We start from the raw sequence: 16,860 nt of genomic DNA, 5'->3' as shown, positions 1-16,860 counted from the left end.
TGGCGGCACATTGGAGGAGCACATGGGCAAGGTAAGAGGCATGCGCTGGTGGATGATCGGGCTGGTCACATCCGGTCTGATCGTCAACTACATTGCGCGCAATTCGCTGGCCGTGGCCGCGCCGGAGATGAACCGGCTGCTGAGCATTTCGACGGCGCAGTACTCGTATATCGTGGCGTCGTTCCAGGCCGCCTACATGGTGATGCAACCGGTCGCGGGCTACGTGCTGGACGTGATCGGCACCAAGCTCGGTTTCGCGCTGTTCGCCATCCTCTGGTCGGGCGCGTGCATGCTGCACGGCACGGCTAACGGCTGGCTCTCGCTCGCGCTGTTCCGCGGCCTGCTGGGCGTGACCGAAGCCGCCGGCATTCCTTCGGGTCTCAAGGCGACCTCCGAGTGGTTCCCCGCCAAAGAGCGGTCCATCGCCACCGGCTGGTTCAATATCGGTTCGTCGATTGGCGCCGTGATCGCGCCGCCGCTCGTGGTCTGGTGGATTCTGCATGGCAACTGGCGCATGGCGTTCGTTTCGATCGGCGTGCTCGGCCTCGTATGGAGCGTGCTGTGGCTGCTGTTGTATCGCGCGCCCAAGGATCAGCCGCGCCTGTCCGATGCGGAGCGCGACTACATCCTCGAAGGTCAGGAGGCGCAATACAAGACCAGTACTGCAACGAAGCCGTCGTGGCGCGCCATCGTCAAGCGCCGCGCCTTCTGGGGCATCGCGATTCCGCGCTTTCTCGCCGAGCCCGCGTGGCAGACCTTCAATTTCTGGATTCCGCTCTACATGGTGAGCGTGCGGCACATGAATCTGAAGGAAATCGCCATGTTCGCGTGGCTGCCGTTTCTCGCCGCGGACATTGGCTGCGTGCTGGGCGGCTATCTGGCGCCGTGGTATCAGAAGCGTTTCAAGACGTCGCTCATCACGTCGCGCAAACTGGTGGTGGTGACCGGGTCGCTGTGTATGATCGGGTCGGCTTGTATCGGCCTCGCGACGAGTCCGTATGTCGCGATTGCGCTGTTCTGCATTGGCGGTTTCGCACACCAGACGCTTTCGGGCGCGCTGTACACGCTGGCTTCTGATGTCTTCGGCAAGAACGATGTGGCGACCGCCACGGGTCTGACCGGCATGGCAGGCTACGCGGGCGCGACGCTGTTTTCGCTGGCGGTGGGGGTGCTCGTGGCGCTGGTGGGTTATGACCCGCTGTTCGTTGCGCTCGCATGCTTCGATCTGGTGGGGGCGGTCGTTGTATGGTGCGTGCTGAAGGAACCGGCTGAGCCGCAGCGCGCATCGGAAGCAGGTTCGCGCGTGGCCGACACGGCGCGCGCCTAGGCAAGGTGTCGCCGGTCCGGCAACGGCTTGCCGGGCGGCGACAGCAGAACGGGAGAAGCAAGGATGAGCAACACACAAGCGACGGGCAAGCCGTTCAGGCGGCTGCTGCTGACCGGCGCGGCCGGCAACCTCGGCCGCCAGTTGCGCGGTGCGCTGGCGCCATGGGCCGACACGGTGCGCCTGTCGGATGTCACCTCCATGGGCGAAGCCGCGCCGCATGAAGAACACGTGGTACTGGATCTGGCGGATCGTGACGGTGTGGAGGCGCTGCTGGAAGGCGTCGATGCCGTCGTCCATCTGGGCGGCATCTCGGTTGATGCGCCGTTCGACGCGCTGCTGGAGGCGAACATTCGCGGCGTCTATAACCTGTATGCGGCGGCCCAAAAGCATGGCGTGAAGCGCGTGCTGTTCGCGAGTTCGAATCATGCGATTGGGTTTCATCCAACCACGACCGTGCTCGACGCCGATTCGCCCACGCGTCCCGACAGTCTCTATGGCGTCACGAAGTGCTTCGGCGAATCGCTGTCACGTTACTACTTTGACCGCTTCGGGCTGGAGACGGTGTGTCTGCGCATCGGCTCGTCGTTCGAGGAGCCGAAGAACCCGCGCATGCTGGTCACGTATCTGAGCTATCGCGACTTCATCGAACTGGTGCGCTGCTCGCTGTTCACGAATCGCGTCGGACACGCCATCGTGTATGGCGTGTCGAACAATCGCGTCTTGTGGTGGGACAACGGCAAGGCGTCGTTTCTTGGCTATCGGCCGCAGGATAGCTCGGCGCAATTCGAAGGACGTTTTCCTGTCGCTGCACCGACCGACAATTTCGACGATCCGGCGCAGCGGTTTCAGGGCGGTGCGTTCGTGGTAGGTATGCCGCAATCCTGACTGTCTGTGGCAGCGGGCCAGACCGGCAATCGTCTGGCAATGCCGTCATGTTGTATTACAAAAATTACTTGCGAAACCGCGTGACGGCATAGGGACTGGCCGTCACGCGCGCTGATGCAAGCCGGGCCTCACCAATTACGCCGCCACTGCCGCATCGCTATAGAACGGGTAGTCCGTATAGCCGACTTCCGTGCCGCCGAAGAACGTCGGGCGATCGTACCGGTTCAGCGGCAGCTTGTTGAGCAACCGTTCAGGCAGATCCGGGTTGGCGATGAAGTCCCGGCCAAAAGCCACCAGATCGGCGTCTCCCGCGTTCAGGATGGCTTCCGCCGAATCGCCCTTGAAGCCGCCCGCCGCGATGATCACACCCTTGTAGTGCTTGCGCATCAATTGCGCGGCGACCGGGTTCTGATCTTTCGTATCGTCCTCGACGTTCCCGAGAATACGCGGCTCGATCAGATGCAGATAAGCCAGATCCAGCTTGTTCAGTTCGGCAGCCACGTAGCTGAAAAGCCCCACCGGATCACTGTCCGACATGTCGCCCCACGTGCCGCTCGGGCCAAGACGCACGGCCACCTTGTTGCTGCCCCACACCGAAATCACCGCGCGGGTCGCTTCCAGCAGGAAACGCGCGCGGTTTTCGAACGAGCCGCCATAGATGTCCGTGCGCTTGTTGCTGCCGTCCTGCAAGAACTGGTCGAACAGATAGCCATTGGCGGCATGCAGTTCGACGCCGTCGAAGCCGGCTGCCACGCCGCGTTGCGCCGCGCTGCGGAAGCTTTCCACGAGCTGTGCGATCTCGTCGATCTCCAGTGCGCGGTTCGGCGTATTCGGCACCCAGCCGGACTGGGTATAAGCGACGCCGCCGTGCGCAATGGCCGACGGTCCAACCGGCTGGCTGCCCGCCGGTTGCACTTCGGCATTCGACTGACGGCCCGCGTGATACAGCTGCAGGAAAATCCTGCCGCCCTTGGCGTGCACGGCATCCGTGACCAGCCGCCAGCCGGCGATCTGGCTGTCGTCGAACAGACCCGGCGCGCCGAGGTAGCCATTGCCGTTGGCAGCGGCGATGGTCGCTTCGCTGATCAGCAACGCACCTGGCGAGGTGCGCTGCGCATAGTATTCGGCCATCAGGCGGCCGGGCACGGCGCCGCCTTCGGCGCGCATGCGGGTGAGCGGGGCCAGCACGACGCGGTGCGAAAACTCATAAGGGCCGACTTTGACGCTTGAAAAGAGCTTGGACATGATTTCCTCTGACTATAACGATCCGGTTTAGCAATGTGGACGTCCGTATTGATTGTGTGGCCAAAAAAACGGCGTCCGTCGCCTTGAGATGAACTGTATCTGCGCTGGGCCAAATGAAAAACAGGCTGGCGGTTCAAACATTCCGGACATCAGAGTCACAAATGGCCTGCTCAGGCCTGCGCATGCTCGTCGCCGCGCGAGGCGCGCCGGATCATCTGCGGCGACTGGCCGAAGGCGCGCAGAAAGGCGCGGCGCATGCGTTCGCGGTCGCCGAAGCCGGTGTCGCGGGCGACGATTTCAATCGGGTGCTGACCGGATTCGAGCATCAGCCGTGCCGCTTCAATGCGCAGATGTTCGACCGCTTTGGCCGGCGACTGGCCGGTCTCGGCGCGGAACGCGCGGCTGAACTGACGCGGGCTGAGGTGCGCCGCTTCGGCCAGCTGGTCCACCGAGAGTTCGGTATGCAGATGCTGCCTGGCATAGGCGAGGGCGTTCTGGATGCGATCCGAGCGCGGCTCCAGTTCGAGCAGCGCCGAATGCTGCGACTGGCCGCCCGCGCGGCGGTGATAGACGACCAGCTTTTTCGCCGCCAGCCGCGCGACTTCGGTGCCGGCATCCTTTTCGACGAGGGCCAGCGCGAGGTCGATGCATGCGGTCATTCCGGCGGAGGTCCACACCGGCCCGTCGATCATGAAGATGCGGTCCTCCTCCAGCTTCACCGCCGGAAACTCGCGCCGTAGCCGCGCCGCAAAGAACCAGTGCGTGGTGGCGCGCCGACCGTCGAGCAGACCCGCTTGCGCCAGATTGAACGCGCCGGTGCAGGTCGAGCCGATCCGCCTGCAGTCGCGCGCCGAACGCTGCAAAAAGGCGATGAGCCCGGGCGACGGATCAATCACCTCGTTGTCGCCTACCACCAGCACGGTGTCGAAGCGGCTGTCGTCGAAAGCCTCGGTTGCGACTGAAAATCCGGCCGAGGTCGGTACCGGGCCACCGTGTTCGGAGAGCAGCGCGACTTCGTAAAGCGGCTTGCCGGCCGTGAGATTGGCCATTTCGAACACAGTGGTCACGGCCAGGTTGATCACCTGAAAGCCGCTATACAGCACGATTCCGATACGCAACATGAGAGTGTCCTCGGGTAGATTCAGGCCGCTTTGCACCGATGGCCGAAAAGGTGGCATCTATGACATTGGAGACGTCCGAGTATGCGCTTATTCTCCGTTTCATGCAGACCGACAAGGGGTCGGTGCTAACGGAGAAATGCAATGAACACCACGATACACAAGGGTACGGCTCTCATCACCGGCGCTTCCACGGGCATCGGCGCGATCTATGCGGACCGCCTCGCGCGCCGCGGCTACGATCTGATTCTGGTGGCGCGCAATCGCGAACGGCTCGATGAACTGGCCAATCGTCTGACCACTTCGACAGGCCGCTCGATCGAGGTGGTGGTCGCGGACCTGGGCGCGAAGGCGGACGTGCGCCGCGTCGAAGACATCCTGCGCCGCGATTCGAGCATCACGATGCTGGTGAACAATGCGGGCTTTGGCGGCGCGGGGCCGTTGCTCGTGTCGGATGTGGACAAGATGGAAGCGATGATCGAGCTGAACGTCACCGCGCTGACGCGCTTGACCTATGCGATCGCGCCGGGGTTCGTGGCACGCGGCGCCGGCACCATCGTCAATATCGCGTCGGTTGTGGCTGTGGCGCCGGAACTGCTGAATGGCGTGTATGGCGCCTCGAAGGCGTTCGTGCTGGCGTTCAGCCAGTCGCTGCAGCATGAGCTGGCCGCGCAGGGTGTGCGGGTGCAGGCAGTGTTGCCGGGCGCGACGCGCACCGAGTTCTGGGACATCGCGGGTCGGCCGGTGGAGAATCTGCCGGAAAGCATTGTGATGAGCGCGGACGATCTCGTCGATGCCGCGCTTGCCGGGCTCGATCAAGGTGAAGTCGCAACCATTCCGTCGTTGCCGGATGCGGCGGACTGGAACGCGTTTGAGGCCGCGCGTGCCGCGTTGGGGCCGAATCTGTCGCGCAGCCAGCCGGCTGCGCGGTTTGGAGTGGGGGTGGCTTGAGGCCCAGTTTCTAAGGCCTGGTTTTAAGGCCTGGTTTTCAGAGGCTGGCTTTGAAGGCCCGGCGCGGCGCGCCAGGCCGGGTTACAAGAGCCGCGGTGCGCCGCGGCTCTGCGCTTAGTGCAAGGCCTGCAAGGCTGCGAACTCCGCGTCGCTCAGCTCAATCGACGCGGCCGCGACATTGTCGCGAAGGTGCGGACGCTTCGACGTGCCAGGAATAGGCAGCATCACCGGGCTGCGTTTGAGCAGCCATGCCAGTGCAATCTGGCTTGCGCTAACGCCGCGCGCTTCGGCTGCCTTGACGAGCGGCGAGCCGGGCTGCATGAGCGCGCCAGCCGCCAGCGGATACCACGGAATAAAACCGATGCCATGTTCCTCGCAATACCTGAGCACGTCCTCGGCGGCACGATCGGCCAGGTTATAGCGGTTCTGCACCGTCGCGACCTTGAAGTACTTCGAGGCCGCCTTGATGTCGTCCACCGACACTTCGCTCAAGCCGGCAAAGCGGATCACGCCTTCGTCCTGCAACGACTTGACGGCGTCGAACTGTTCGTCGCGCGGCACTTTCGGATCAATGCGATGCAGCTGCCATAGCGCGATCTGCTCGACGCCCAGCTTCTGCAAACTCTTTTGCGCGCGCTGACGCAGATATTGCGGATTGCCGTCCGGTTCCCAACGGTCCGGTCCGGCGCGACGCAAGCCCGCTTTAGTTGCGATCAGCAGATCAGTGTACGGATGCAAGGCTTCGCGAATCAGCTGTTCCGACACATCGGGACCGTAGGAGTCGGCGGTATCGATGAAGTTGACGCCCAGTTCGGGAAGGCTTTGCAAGGTGCGGAGTGCTTCGGACGGATCGTCCGGCGGTCCCCAGATGCCGGGCCCGGTGATACGCATGGCGCCATAGCCAAGACGATGAATCTCGACTTCACCGCCGAGCTTGAAGATTCCCGACGCTTGCGCAGACGGACTTGCCAGATCGCCCATTTCATCAACTCCTCTAGTTGGATGCCGCGAGTTTAGGGAAGGACAGTATCAGGATATAGATGCGCAACCTGAAGACACTTGTTTCGAGCACTGAACAATGCAATGGTTCGGCGCAAATGGATCGATCAAGGCAAAAGTCGCGGGACTTCAAGGCCCTGGATTCGTCTCGGGGAAAAGATGCGCACCCATGAAATCGACGAAGGCGCGAATCCTTGGCGAAAGATGGCGCCCAGATGGCCACAATGCCCGAAACACAGCTCGCGGTACGGGGAGATCCTGCAGCACGCGTACCAACGAACCGCGCTTTAACTGCTCTCGAACCGTAAAGTCGGGGACGCAGGCAAGGCCGAGACCCTGTTCGGCCATCGAGATGAGCGGTTCGATATTGCTTACCACGGCAGTGGTGGGCAGCTCGATGTTGAGCGTTTCGCCGTTGCGCTCGAGCGGCCACGCGCGCAGCTTGCCGGTGGACGGAAAGCGATGCTGCAGGCAGGCGTGTCCCACCAGGTCCTCGGGCTTCTCGGGTGTGCCGTGCCCGGCCAGATAAGCGGGCGAGCCCACGATGATATGAATGTAGCTGCCGAGTGAGCGCGTGATCAGTTGCGAGTCGCCGGCCTCGCCTGTGCGCATCGCGACGTCGAAGCCTTCGTCGATCACATCCACGAGACGGTCGGAGAATTCGAGGTCCAGCACGATCTCCGGATAGGTGCGCATGAAGGCGCCGAGCACCGGCATCAGCAGCATGCCGACCAGCGGCAAGCTGACGCGCAGGCGCCCGCGCGGCGTGGAGTGCGCGAGCGCAAGCTCGGTTTCCGCCGCTTCGATTTCCTCGATGATGCGCAAGCATCGTTTGAGGAATTGCGCGCCTTCCGGGGTCAGCGTGACGCTGCGCGTGCTGCGATGAAACAACCGCACACCGAGGCGCTTTTCCAGCCGCGAGATTGCCTTGCCGACCGCTGAGGCGGAAATTCCCATCTGACGCCCGGCTTCGGTGAAGCTGCGGGTTTCGGCGGATCTGACGAACACGTTGAGCGCGCCGACCCGGTCGAGTGCGGCCGCTCCCGACACATCATCACCATGGTTTGCAACAACTGCCGATGACGCCGCCGGCGTGCCGGAGAGTGAGCGATCGTTCATGTGTGATCGAAATCCCGAGGAGGCATCGCTCACGAGGTCGGGAGCGCGTGCCGTTGCGACGCTGGTATCTTATGCTGATTTTTCGCTCGGGTTCCGGCGGGTCAGGCTGGGCCGCTTCAGTATCAGTACGTGCTGAGCGGATGCAGATTGCCCGTCACCGATTCGACGATCTCGCGATTGCGCCGTTCCGCAGCCCTGCTGCTGGACTCGTGCGCCGCAATGCGTTGCTGGCTGAGGTCGTTGGCCGAATGCGTGGCTGAAATCGCTTGCTGATCGTGCGAACCGCTTTGACTGGTTGGCTCGATGGGATCGCTTTGTTCGGTTTGCGGGCTGCCTTCGGCAAGGGCATCTAGCGCGATCATGCTGAACGTGACGCTCAGGATTGCGGCGAGAGATACGCGAAGCATGGTGCTCGGCATGGTGAAGCTCCTTTCAGGTGCAAGGCGCGTCGTGCAAACACGCTCGACGGCAGAGCAAATCCTAGGCGGCACGTCATCCGCGATAAAGACGGGCGCGCCGTTTATACAATTTGGATCTGCCAAACAATCCTGATGCCGGTCCGGCGTGGGTTTTTGCTGCGTCAGCTTTGCCGGCTGCCCGTGCAATGGGGATCTTGCGCGGCACGTAGCTGCGCGAGGCAAACGGAGCAAACGAGGCAAACGAGGCGGTGCTGTCGCTGCGCCTCGTTATGCGTGATGGGGTTGGGGGCGTTACCGCAAAATCTTCGCAAACAACAAACGCTTGAGTCGCACGAGCGGTTCGGGACTTCGCTGCACCTTGGCGAGCAGGATGGCCCCTTGCAGCGACGCGATCATAAAGCTCGCCACTTCGCTGCATTCAAAGTCTTTGGGCAGATTGCCCGCTGCGACCGCCGCTGTGAGGCAGTATTCGAGCGCTGTCTGCACTTCAGCGAAGATCTCGACCAGACGATGGCGAATCGGCTCGCTGTGCTCGCTGGCCTCGAGGGCGAAGTTACCTAGCAGGCAACCATTGCGCGTCTCGTTCTGGCAGATGCGCGCGCGGTTCGCGTCCATATAGGCATCGAGTCGCGCGAGCGGCGCCAGGGCTTCGTTGTACAGCGTGTCGCCCAGAATGTGGCGGTTGTTGGAAAAGTAGAGATCGAGCACCTCCAGCCCAAATGCCTCTTTCGAAGCAAAGTGGTTGGTAAACGATCCTTGCGGAACGCCGGCGGCCTGGACGATGTCGCGCACGCTCGCGCCTGCGAAGCCTCGTTCATGGACGACCTTAAGGCCTTCGGTGAGGATTTTTCCGCGGTGTGAGGGTCTTGGCATGATGGGCAAATTGTACGTTCGTCCGTATTGGAGCGTCAAACTTCGAGTTCAGGATCTCCACCGCCACGCGGCAGCGGCAACCGGCCGCAGACCAAGGCTGATGGGCCTTAGGGCACAATCGAGGCCCCCCGTGCAGTAGGGGAATCCTTGACTTTCCATTACAGTTCCATTTTAATACGGACAGTCGTATTAGTTTGGCGGCAGGGCTCCGTTTTTCCGTAATAGATGGCCCTGTCTTTCGTCAGCAAAGTAAAAACAGCAAAAAGCCGCTTGGACCCTTGAGCGGCATTTTTATTCATAGGACGTGGATATGGACCGGCTGCAAGCAATGAAGGTGTTCACGCGAGTCGTCGACACGAACAGCTTTACCCGCGCCGCTGACACGCTGGACCTGCCGCGCGCGTCGGTCACCACGATCATCCAGAATCTCGAAGCGCATCTGAAGGTGCGGCTGTTGCAGCGCACGACGCGGCGTCTGAGCCTCACACCGGACGGTGCTGCTTACTACGAACGCTGCGTGCGGATTCTGGACGACATCGAAGAGACCGAGAGTTCGCTTTCGCAGGCGCAGCGTGCGCCGCGCGGCAGACTGCGCGTCGACATGCCGAGCGCGCTGGGCAAAATGGTGGTGATGCCCAAGCTGGATGAATTTCACGAGCGGTACCCGGATATCGAGCTGATGGTCGGCTTCGGCGACAAGCCGGTCGATCTGATCCAGGAGGGTGTGGATTGCGTGATCCGCATCGGTACGTTGCAGGACTCCAGCCTCGTGGCGCGTCGTATTGGCGTGTTTCAGCGCGTCACCGTGGCGAGCCCGCTGTATCTCGAGAAAAACGGCACGCCGCAGAGTATCGAAGATCTGCAGAATCATACGGCCGTCAATTATTTCCTCGGCCGCAGCAGCCGCGTGATGGATCTGACCTTTGTGGTCGACGGCCAGACCACCGAAGTGAAAATGCGCGGCAATATCGCGGTGAACGACGCGGAGGCGTACGTTGCGAGCGGCCTGAAGGGCGTCGGGCTGCTGCAGGCGCCGCGCTTCATGGCGTTGCCGCATTTAAGCTCCGGCGAGCTGGTCGAAGTGATGTCGCAATGGAAGCCGTTGCCGCTGCCGATTTCGGCCGTGTATCCGCACAACCGTCATTTGTCGCCTACCGTGCGGGTTTTCGTCGACTGGGTGGCCGAGCTGTTTGGCCGCTGCCCGTTGTTTTCCGGCCAGGCCGACGCAGAGCGGCGCTGTCTGCCGACTACCGAGGCCGAAACCGCGCGCGCGCCCACGGTGCGGCGCAGTGTGGCGGTGTCCGGCGCGCCCGTGGAAGCGCTGGAGATGGCCGTTTAAGCGTTTATTCGCGCGGCGCGAATCATTGCGTCTATACCGCGCTCCTGTGCTTCAACAGCGGAATGGGTAGCGCTCTCGCCTCGTTAGCAGGTGCAGTGCGCGCCCACGCCTCGAGTATTCCCACCTCGTCAACGAACTGCGCGACCGCTGAGCGGTCCGCAGTCGCTTGCTTCACCTAACCGGCTATGCGGTAATCTCCAGACGCCCGCTTCGCGCATCGCAGGAAGAGGGTGCGTGGCCCGCCAGAACAGGGCTCATGTTGAGCACGACATCACAGGTGCCGTATGGATTATCTGGAGAGTTTGCGAGTCTTTCGCGCGGTGGTCGAAGCCAAAAGCTTTACGCGCGCCGCCGATATGCTGGGGCTGACCACGCCCATCGTGTCGCGCTCGATCTCGGGCCTCGAACGCCGTCTGGGAAGCCGCCTGTTTCATCGGACCACACGGCAGGTTTCGATGACCGAGGCGGCCGAGCGCTTCTACGAAGGTTGCGCGCGCATCCTTGACGATCTGGACGCGCTCGAAGCCGAAGCATCGACGCAAACGCGCGAACCCAGCGGTGTATTGCGGCTCGTCGCGCATACCACGGCCACCGTCAACCGCCTCGTGCCGCTGATGTCCACGTTCAAACGCAAGCATCCGAAAGTGACGCTCGATGTGACCTTGACCGAACGTCCAGTCGATCTGGTGGCGGACGGCTTTGACCTGGGCATCGTGCTGCCCTTCATGCTGACCAGCGATACGATCGTCACGCGACTGCTGGAGCGCATGTCGTTCGTCATCGTCGCGTCACCCGACTATCTGCAGCAGTATTCGATGCCGAAGCATCCATCCGAGCTCGCCAGCCATACGTTCGTGGCGACCTCGCCGGAGCATCGCAAGCCGCAGCTGACGTTTCGCATCGGCACCGAGGACGTCACCGTGCCGCTGAGATTCGACATCGCGTCGAATAACCCCATCTTCAATCGCGAGATGGTGCTGCAGGGGTTCGGTATCGGCGTGGTGCCCGAGGCGATCGTGCAGAAGGAACTGGCGGAAGGCAGGCTGGTGCGTCTGCTCGACGACTTCGAACTGGTCGACTACTCGATCGATCTGCGGCTCGCGTACAACACGCGGACCTTGCTGCCGGCCAAGGTGAAGGCGTTTGTCGAGCACGCGGCGGCATTTTTCGCCGAGGTTTCTGCGCCGGCAAGCGCGCCCGATCTAAAGATATGATGATTCGATTGCGCGCCCGGACGGGACTGCGCACGTAGTCATTCTTGTCGCCATCACAACAATCAGATGTCAGCGGGAGATTGATCGCAGACCTTGCCCTCTCTAATCTGTGCACATGCACACAAACCCACCTGATCCGCCTGATCACGACGACTGCTTCGCGATTCGACAGGCCGCCCGGCACATTTCCCAGCTTTACGAACGGCACCTGTCCGAAGCGGAAGTCACGCCGACGCAGTTCAGCATTCTCTGGGCACTAAGACGCGGTTCGAGTCTGACGATGCTGGAACTGGCGCAGGCGATGGTGATGGACCGAACCACGCTGGTCCGCGCGCTGCGGCCCTTGTTGCGCCATGGTCTGGTTGCCGGCGAACCGGATGGGCAGGGCCCGCGGCGGCTGAAAGTGAGTTTGACGCGCGACGGCCAGGTGCGGCTGGACGAGGCGATGGCGTTCTGGCGCGCCGCGCAGGATGAATTCGAACGCAAGTTTGGGCCGCAGCAGGCGGCGAGTCTTAGACGAGAGTTGTTCCGCGTGACGCGCGACGTTTCCAAAGCTTGAAGAAAAATCGGGCCGATGGCCCACGCAGTTAGCGCAGTCTTTTATTTATTTCGGTGCATATACACAGGTGAACACATGTCGAGTCCTTCCACTCCCGTTGCAGATCTGCCCAAGCCGTTCGCCGAGGCCGCGAGCACGAAGCGCATTCCGTGGATGCGCCTCGCATATGGGCTCGTCGCGATCGTCCTGGCCGTTGCGGCCGGTTACTGGTTTTTCGTGCTGCGTTTCGAGCAATCCACTGACGATGCGTATGTCGGCGGCAATGTCACGGTGATGGCGCCGAAGGTCAACGGCTTTGTCGCCGACATCTTCGTGCAGGACAACCAGCACGTCACGGCCAACCAGGTGCTGATCCGGCTCGATTCGCGCGACTACGACGCGAAGCTTGCCCAGGCCACCGCCGAAGTCGACAGCGCCCGCGCGGCCGTCACCGAGCTGCAGGCGAGGCAGGTTTTGCAGGCGGCGGTGATCAATCAGCACCAGGCGGAAGTGCGCGCTTCATCCGCTGAGCTGACGCGCAGCGCGCAGGATCAGACCCGTTATCGCGAACTGGTGAAGGACGACGCGGTTTCCAACCAGATCGTCGAACGCGCGGACGCCGACTTCTCCAAGGCGCAGGCTGCCGTGCAAAGCAGCAATGCGGCCGTGCTCGCGGCGCAGCGTGAGCTGTCCGTGCTGGGTGCGCAGATTGCCGACGCACAGGCCCGCGTCAATACGGCGCTCGCCGCACAGCGCGTCGCGCAACTGAACGTTGAATACACAACCATCCGTTCTCCTGTCGACGGTTATGTCGGCAATCGCACCGCGCGCGTCGGCATGCTGGCCAATGTCGGCGTACCGCTGTTGACCGTGGTGCCGTCGCAAGACTTGTGGGTGGATGCCAACTTCAAGGAAGACCAGTTGAAAAAGATGCAGATCGGCGACAAGGCGGACATCGTGCTCGACGCCTCGAGTCTGCCGCTGAGCGGCTACGTCGAGAGTCTTGCGCCGGCAACCGGAGCGACTTTCAGTGTGCTGCCGCCCGAAAACGCCACCGGCAACTTCACCAAGATCGTGCAGCGCGTACCGGTGCGTATCCGTCTGACTGTGCCGAACGGCATGGCAAACGTGTTGCGTCCGGGCCTGTCGGCCACCGTCGAAGTACATCTCGCCGACGGCACGCAAGTGTCGAACGGCCGCTAGACGCACCGGGTGCAGATCATGACAACCTCTGTTCCGCTCGATCCCGCGTCACAGCCCATGCAGCAACGCGTGCTGGCATTTGCGCTGATGTGCCTCGGGTTTTTCATGGCCACGCTGGATATCCAGATCGTCGCGTCGTCGCTGCGTGATATTGGCGGTGGACTCTCCGCGAGCCAGGACGAGTTGTCCTGGGTGCAGACGGCTTACCTGATTGCGGAAATTCTGGTGATTCCGATGTCCGGCTGGCTCTCGAAAGTGTTCTCGACGCGCTGGCTGTTCGTGGCTTCCGCCGTGGGCTTTACTGTGACGAGCATGCTGTGCGGCATCGCCTGGGACATCAATTCGATGATCCTGTTTCGCGGCCTGCAAGGCGCAATGGGCGCAGCGATGATCCCAACGGTGTTCACCACTGCCTTCGTGCTGTTTCCGGGCAAGCAGCGCATCGTTGCGTCGACAACCATCGGCGCACTGGCGTCGCTCGCACCGGCGATCGGTCCGGTGATCGGCGGCTGGATCACGGATCAGTGGTCGTGGCACTGGCTGTTCTACCTCAACCTCGTGCCGGGTCTGGCGGTGGCCGTGCTGGTGCCGAAATACGTGAACATCGACAAACCCGATCTCTCGTTGCTGAAGAAGGGCGATTACCTCGGCATCGTGCTGATGAGCGGCTTTCTCGGCTGCCTTGAATATGTGCTTGAAGAAGGTCCGCGCAAGAACTGGTTCGGCGACCACGTGATTGTGGCGTGTACGTGGATATCGGCGATTTGCGGCTTTCTGTTTCTGGTTCACGCGCTCACCACCGACGAACCCATCGTGGATCTGCGGGCGCTGCGCGTGCGCAACTTCGGCATCGGCAGTCTGCTGTCGTTTATCACCGGCATCGGCATCTTCGTGGCGGTGTTTCTCACGCCGCAGTTCTTGAGCCAGGTGCGCGGCTTCAGTTCGCTGCAGATCGGTGTTGCGTTGCTCTCGGTCGGTGCGTTTCAGCTCGCCGCGTTGGGAGCCTACGCGTTCGCGACGCGCTTCGTCAGCATGCGTGTGCTGCTGGTGTTTGGCCTGATCTGTTTCGGACTTGGCTGTTACCTGTATGTGCCGCTGACACACGACTGGGGCTGGCAACAGCTGTTGCTGCCGCAGGCGTTGCGCGGGATTGGACAGCAGTTTGCCGTGCCGCCGATCGTCACCATGGCGCTCGGCTCGCTGCCGCAATCGCGGCTCAAATCAGCCAGCGGCCTGTTCAACCTGATGCGCAATCTTGGCGGTGCGATCGGTATTGCGGTGAGCGCCACCATGCTGAACGACCGTCTCAACTTCCACTATCTGCGGTTGAACGAAAACGTGACCGTGGGCCGTCCGCAAGTCGAGTCGTTGCTGACGCAACAGACTGCACATTGGACCGCCGTTGCGGGCGATGCACTGAACGCCACGCAAACGGGGCTCGCCAATCTGCATGCCCTGGTGCTTCGCGAAGCGCTGGTGCTGACGTACTCCGATACCTTCTTTGTGCTGTCGCTGTGCTTCGTGATTGCGATCGCGAGCCTGATTTTTTCGCAACCCATTTCGAACGGTGCGCCGCCGCCCGACGCGCATTGAGGTGAATCATGAAAAAGCTTCTGATTGCAACGCTTGCCAGTCTGACCTTGGCCGCCTGCGCCGTTCAACCCGCCTCGCATGACGATCTGCCGGCCACCGTCAAGACGGTGGCACCCGTGGACTGGAACGTCGGGGCGCCGCAAGATGCCGTCGACGCCAAAACCTGGTGGTCGCAATTCGGCGATCCGGTGCTGGACGATCTGGTGAGTTCGGTGCTGACCGGCAACCTCGATTTGCAGGCCGCAGCCGAGCGCGTCAAGCAGGCGCAAGCCATCACGACGCAAAAACGTGCCGTGCTGTTGCCCGAACTGGATGCCACGGCCATCGCCGCCGATACGCGTCAAAACGCACCGCCGCCGCTGGGTTACGTGCGTGAAGGGGGCGTGGGCCTCGCGTTGAACTGGTCGCCCGATGTGTTCGGCGGCGAAAGGCTTGACCTGCTTGCGGCGCAAGCACAGCTGGTCGGGCAACAACATGCGGAAGACGAACTGCGGCTCGCGCTGGCGGCGAATACGGCATCGGCGTACGTCGATCTGCGCTGGGCGCAAGCGGAATTGCAGATCTTGCAGGACAACCAGCGGATCCGGCAGCGCGCCTTGCAGCTGACGCAGGAGCGCTTGAAATACGGCTTGTCGACGCAACTTGACGTGGCGCGCGCACAAAACCAGCTCGACGAATTGCAGGCCAGAATTCCGCGCGCGCAATCCACGATTCAGCATCAGCTGAGCCTGATTGCCGTGTATTCGGGCCGCACGCCGGAATCGGTCGACAAGCTCGTGCTGGCGACGCCCGCGCCAATTCCGAGTCCGGCCGGCACCGTGCCGCAGACGCTGCCGTCGGAGGCGCTGCTGCGCCGTCCAGACGTGCTGGTGGCTTACGCGACGGTGGAACAGCGGGCCGCGCAAGTGGGTGTGTCGAAGGCGGAGCGCTATCCGAAGTTTTCGCTCAATCTGAGCGATGGTTTGCTGGCGGCCTCGTATGTCGGCATGCCCGCGCTCACCGACAATCTGTTCAGCGCGGCTTTGAGCGCCACGAGTCCGATCTTCAACGCTGGGCGAATCACCGCGGATATCCAGCAGAGCGAAAGCAGGATGCGTGAATCGCAACTGAACCTGCAGCAGACCATGCTGCAGGCGCTCAGGGAAGTGGAGGACAACCGCAGCGACCTCGTCAGCACTACCGAGCAAACGCATCGGCTGAGCGATGCGTTGGGGGCGTCGGATCAGTCGCTGAAACTGGCGAACCAGCTGTACAAGGGCGGTGCGACGGATTTCCTCGACGTCCTGTCCGCCCAGCAGACCTATCTGCAAGACTCGGATTCGCTAAATCAGGCGAGGCGCGAGCACGCACTCGCGGCGGTGGCGTTGTACCGCTCGCTGGGCGGCGGCTGGAGCCAGGCCGCGCCGGCGCTCGCTTCCAGTAACCGTGCAGCGGGCGCTTGAGATTGGTATGACGTTTTCGTCGTAGAACGGGTGCCGGCGCGGCACATGAGGCAAAGCGGGCGAAGCCACTGGTTTTGCCCGCTTTGCGCTTTGCGCCTCTATGAATTAGATTGAATAGGCTTGCCGCCCCATCCGTGCGCGCATTCATGGTGAATATCTCGCACACTTGCAGCACAAGACAGGAGAAGAAGATGAAGACAGTCAGAATGTTGAGCGTGAGCGCCCTGTGTCTGAGCGCGGCGCTGGCCATGCCGCTTTACGCTTACGCGCAATCCAGCGATGCAATGGCCAACATGGACTCCGCGCCCACCCCCGCGTCGAAGAAGGCGGCCTCGAAAGCGGACCGGACGCTCGCGCGTGCCGTACGCAAGGCGCTAGCCAAAGCCCAGGGGTTTGATGTCTCGAACGTGTTCGTCAAGGCGCGCAGCGGCGCGGTGACCTTGTCCGGCACGGTGGAAAGCGGGGACCAGATCAGCCAGGCCGAACAGGTCGCGCGCGGTGTCTCGGGTGTGACGTCCGTGAACAACAAGCTCTCGCTGTTTCACGGCGGCAACGGCTAAGTGGCCAGCAGGCAGCACGACCGCGCCGAACGGAG

Annotated in this window: 16 protein-coding genes; 10 read left to right on the top strand and 6 right to left on the bottom strand. The window is 62.3% G+C overall.

Annotated features, from left to right (window positions below; translation table 11 throughout):
* Positions 1 to 22 precede the first annotated feature (22 nt).
* Positions 23 to 1,327 carry an MFS transporter gene (locus VGH41_RS18585; protein WP_331598986.1) on the top strand — a complete coding sequence of 435 codons (1,305 nt, stop codon included), beginning with the start codon at positions 23 to 25 and terminating at the stop codon, positions 1,325 to 1,327.
* 63 nt (positions 1,328 to 1,390) lie between these two features.
* On the top strand, positions 1,391 to 2,212 hold the full coding sequence (locus tag VGH41_RS18580; protein WP_331598984.1) for an NAD(P)-dependent oxidoreductase: 822 nt from the start codon (positions 1,391 to 1,393) through the stop codon (positions 2,210 to 2,212).
* A gap of 135 nt (positions 2,213 to 2,347) precedes the next feature.
* On the opposite strand, the gene VGH41_RS18575 is transcribed toward VGH41_RS18580, so the two are convergent.
* Both VGH41_RS18575 and VGH41_RS18570 read right to left on the bottom strand, forming a co-directional pair.
* Positions 2,348 to 3,457 carry an alkene reductase gene (locus VGH41_RS18575; protein ID WP_331598983.1) on the bottom strand — a complete coding sequence of 370 codons (1,110 nt, stop codon included), beginning with the start codon at positions 3,455 to 3,457 and terminating at the stop codon, positions 2,348 to 2,350.
* A gap of 170 nt (positions 3,458 to 3,627) precedes the next feature.
* Positions 3,628 to 4,578: a GlxA family transcriptional regulator gene (locus VGH41_RS18570; RefSeq protein WP_331598982.1), complete on the bottom strand. Its 951-nt coding sequence runs from the start codon at positions 4,576 to 4,578 to the stop codon at positions 3,628 to 3,630.
* A 141-nt stretch (positions 4,579 to 4,719) separates the two neighbouring features.
* On the opposite strand from VGH41_RS18570, the gene VGH41_RS18565 reads away from it, so the two are divergent.
* Complete coding sequence (locus VGH41_RS18565) at positions 4,720 to 5,526, top strand: SDR family oxidoreductase (protein WP_331598981.1); 807 nt, start codon at positions 4,720 to 4,722, stop codon at positions 5,524 to 5,526.
* 114 nt (positions 5,527 to 5,640) lie between these two features.
* Here VGH41_RS18565 and VGH41_RS18560 read toward each other — a convergent pair whose 3' ends face one another.
* The 4 genes from VGH41_RS18560 to VGH41_RS18545 all read right to left on the bottom strand — a co-directional run bounded on the left by VGH41_RS18560 (position 5,641) and on the right by VGH41_RS18545 (position 8,936).
* Positions 5,641 to 6,507 carry an aldo/keto reductase gene (locus VGH41_RS18560; RefSeq protein ID WP_331598980.1) on the bottom strand — a complete coding sequence of 289 codons (867 nt, stop codon included), beginning with the start codon at positions 6,505 to 6,507 and terminating at the stop codon, positions 5,641 to 5,643.
* A gap of 147 nt (positions 6,508 to 6,654) precedes the next feature.
* Complete coding sequence (locus VGH41_RS18555; protein ID WP_331598979.1) at positions 6,655 to 7,644, bottom strand: LysR family transcriptional regulator; 990 nt, start codon at positions 7,642 to 7,644, stop codon at positions 6,655 to 6,657.
* A gap of 122 nt (positions 7,645 to 7,766) precedes the next feature.
* On the bottom strand, positions 7,767 to 8,063 hold the full coding sequence (locus tag VGH41_RS18550) for a hypothetical protein (RefSeq protein ID WP_331598978.1): 297 nt from the start codon (positions 8,061 to 8,063) through the stop codon (positions 7,767 to 7,769).
* A 291-nt stretch (positions 8,064 to 8,354) separates the two neighbouring features.
* Positions 8,355 to 8,936 (bottom strand): TetR/AcrR family transcriptional regulator, encoded by a 582-nt coding sequence (locus tag VGH41_RS18545; protein WP_331598977.1) that lies wholly within the window; start codon positions 8,934 to 8,936, stop codon positions 8,355 to 8,357.
* Between the two features lie 310 nt (positions 8,937 to 9,246).
* On the opposite strand from VGH41_RS18545, the gene VGH41_RS18540 reads away from it, so the two are divergent.
* The 7 genes from VGH41_RS18540 (at position 9,247) to VGH41_RS18510 (ending at position 16,825) form a co-directional block, all read left to right on the top strand.
* Positions 9,247 to 10,275, top strand: coding sequence for a LysR family transcriptional regulator (locus VGH41_RS18540; protein ID WP_331598976.1), 1,029 nt, complete (start codon positions 9,247 to 9,249; stop codon positions 10,273 to 10,275).
* 284 nt (positions 10,276 to 10,559) lie between these two features.
* Positions 10,560 to 11,489 carry a LysR family transcriptional regulator gene (locus VGH41_RS18535; protein WP_331598975.1) on the top strand — a complete coding sequence of 310 codons (930 nt, stop codon included), beginning with the start codon at positions 10,560 to 10,562 and terminating at the stop codon, positions 11,487 to 11,489.
* A 115-nt stretch (positions 11,490 to 11,604) separates the two neighbouring features.
* The gene (locus tag VGH41_RS18530) at positions 11,605 to 12,048 is read left to right on the top strand and encodes a MarR family winged helix-turn-helix transcriptional regulator (protein WP_331598974.1); all 444 of its coding nucleotides are present in this window, start codon (positions 11,605 to 11,607) and stop codon (positions 12,046 to 12,048) included.
* 75 nt (positions 12,049 to 12,123) lie between these two features.
* Positions 12,124 to 13,230 (top strand): HlyD family secretion protein, encoded by a 1,107-nt coding sequence (locus VGH41_RS18525; protein WP_331598973.1) that lies wholly within the window; start codon positions 12,124 to 12,126, stop codon positions 13,228 to 13,230.
* A gap of 18 nt (positions 13,231 to 13,248) precedes the next feature.
* Positions 13,249 to 14,823, top strand: coding sequence for a DHA2 family efflux MFS transporter permease subunit (locus VGH41_RS18520; RefSeq protein WP_331598972.1), 1,575 nt, complete (start codon positions 13,249 to 13,251; stop codon positions 14,821 to 14,823).
* An 8-nt stretch (positions 14,824 to 14,831) separates the two neighbouring features.
* The gene (locus VGH41_RS18515; RefSeq protein WP_331598971.1) at positions 14,832 to 16,265 is read left to right on the top strand and encodes an efflux transporter outer membrane subunit; all 1,434 of its coding nucleotides are present in this window, start codon (positions 14,832 to 14,834) and stop codon (positions 16,263 to 16,265) included.
* 191 nt (positions 16,266 to 16,456) lie between these two features.
* On the top strand, positions 16,457 to 16,825 hold the full coding sequence (locus VGH41_RS18510) for a BON domain-containing protein (protein ID WP_331598970.1): 369 nt from the start codon (positions 16,457 to 16,459) through the stop codon (positions 16,823 to 16,825).
* The last annotated feature ends 35 nt before the right edge of the window (positions 16,826 to 16,860 follow it).

The sequence above is a fragment of the Paraburkholderia sp. genome (assembly GCF_036488795.1).
GTDB lineage: Bacteria > Pseudomonadota > Gammaproteobacteria > Burkholderiales > Burkholderiaceae > Paraburkholderia.
This window is presented reverse-complemented; position numbering and strand designations above follow the sequence as displayed.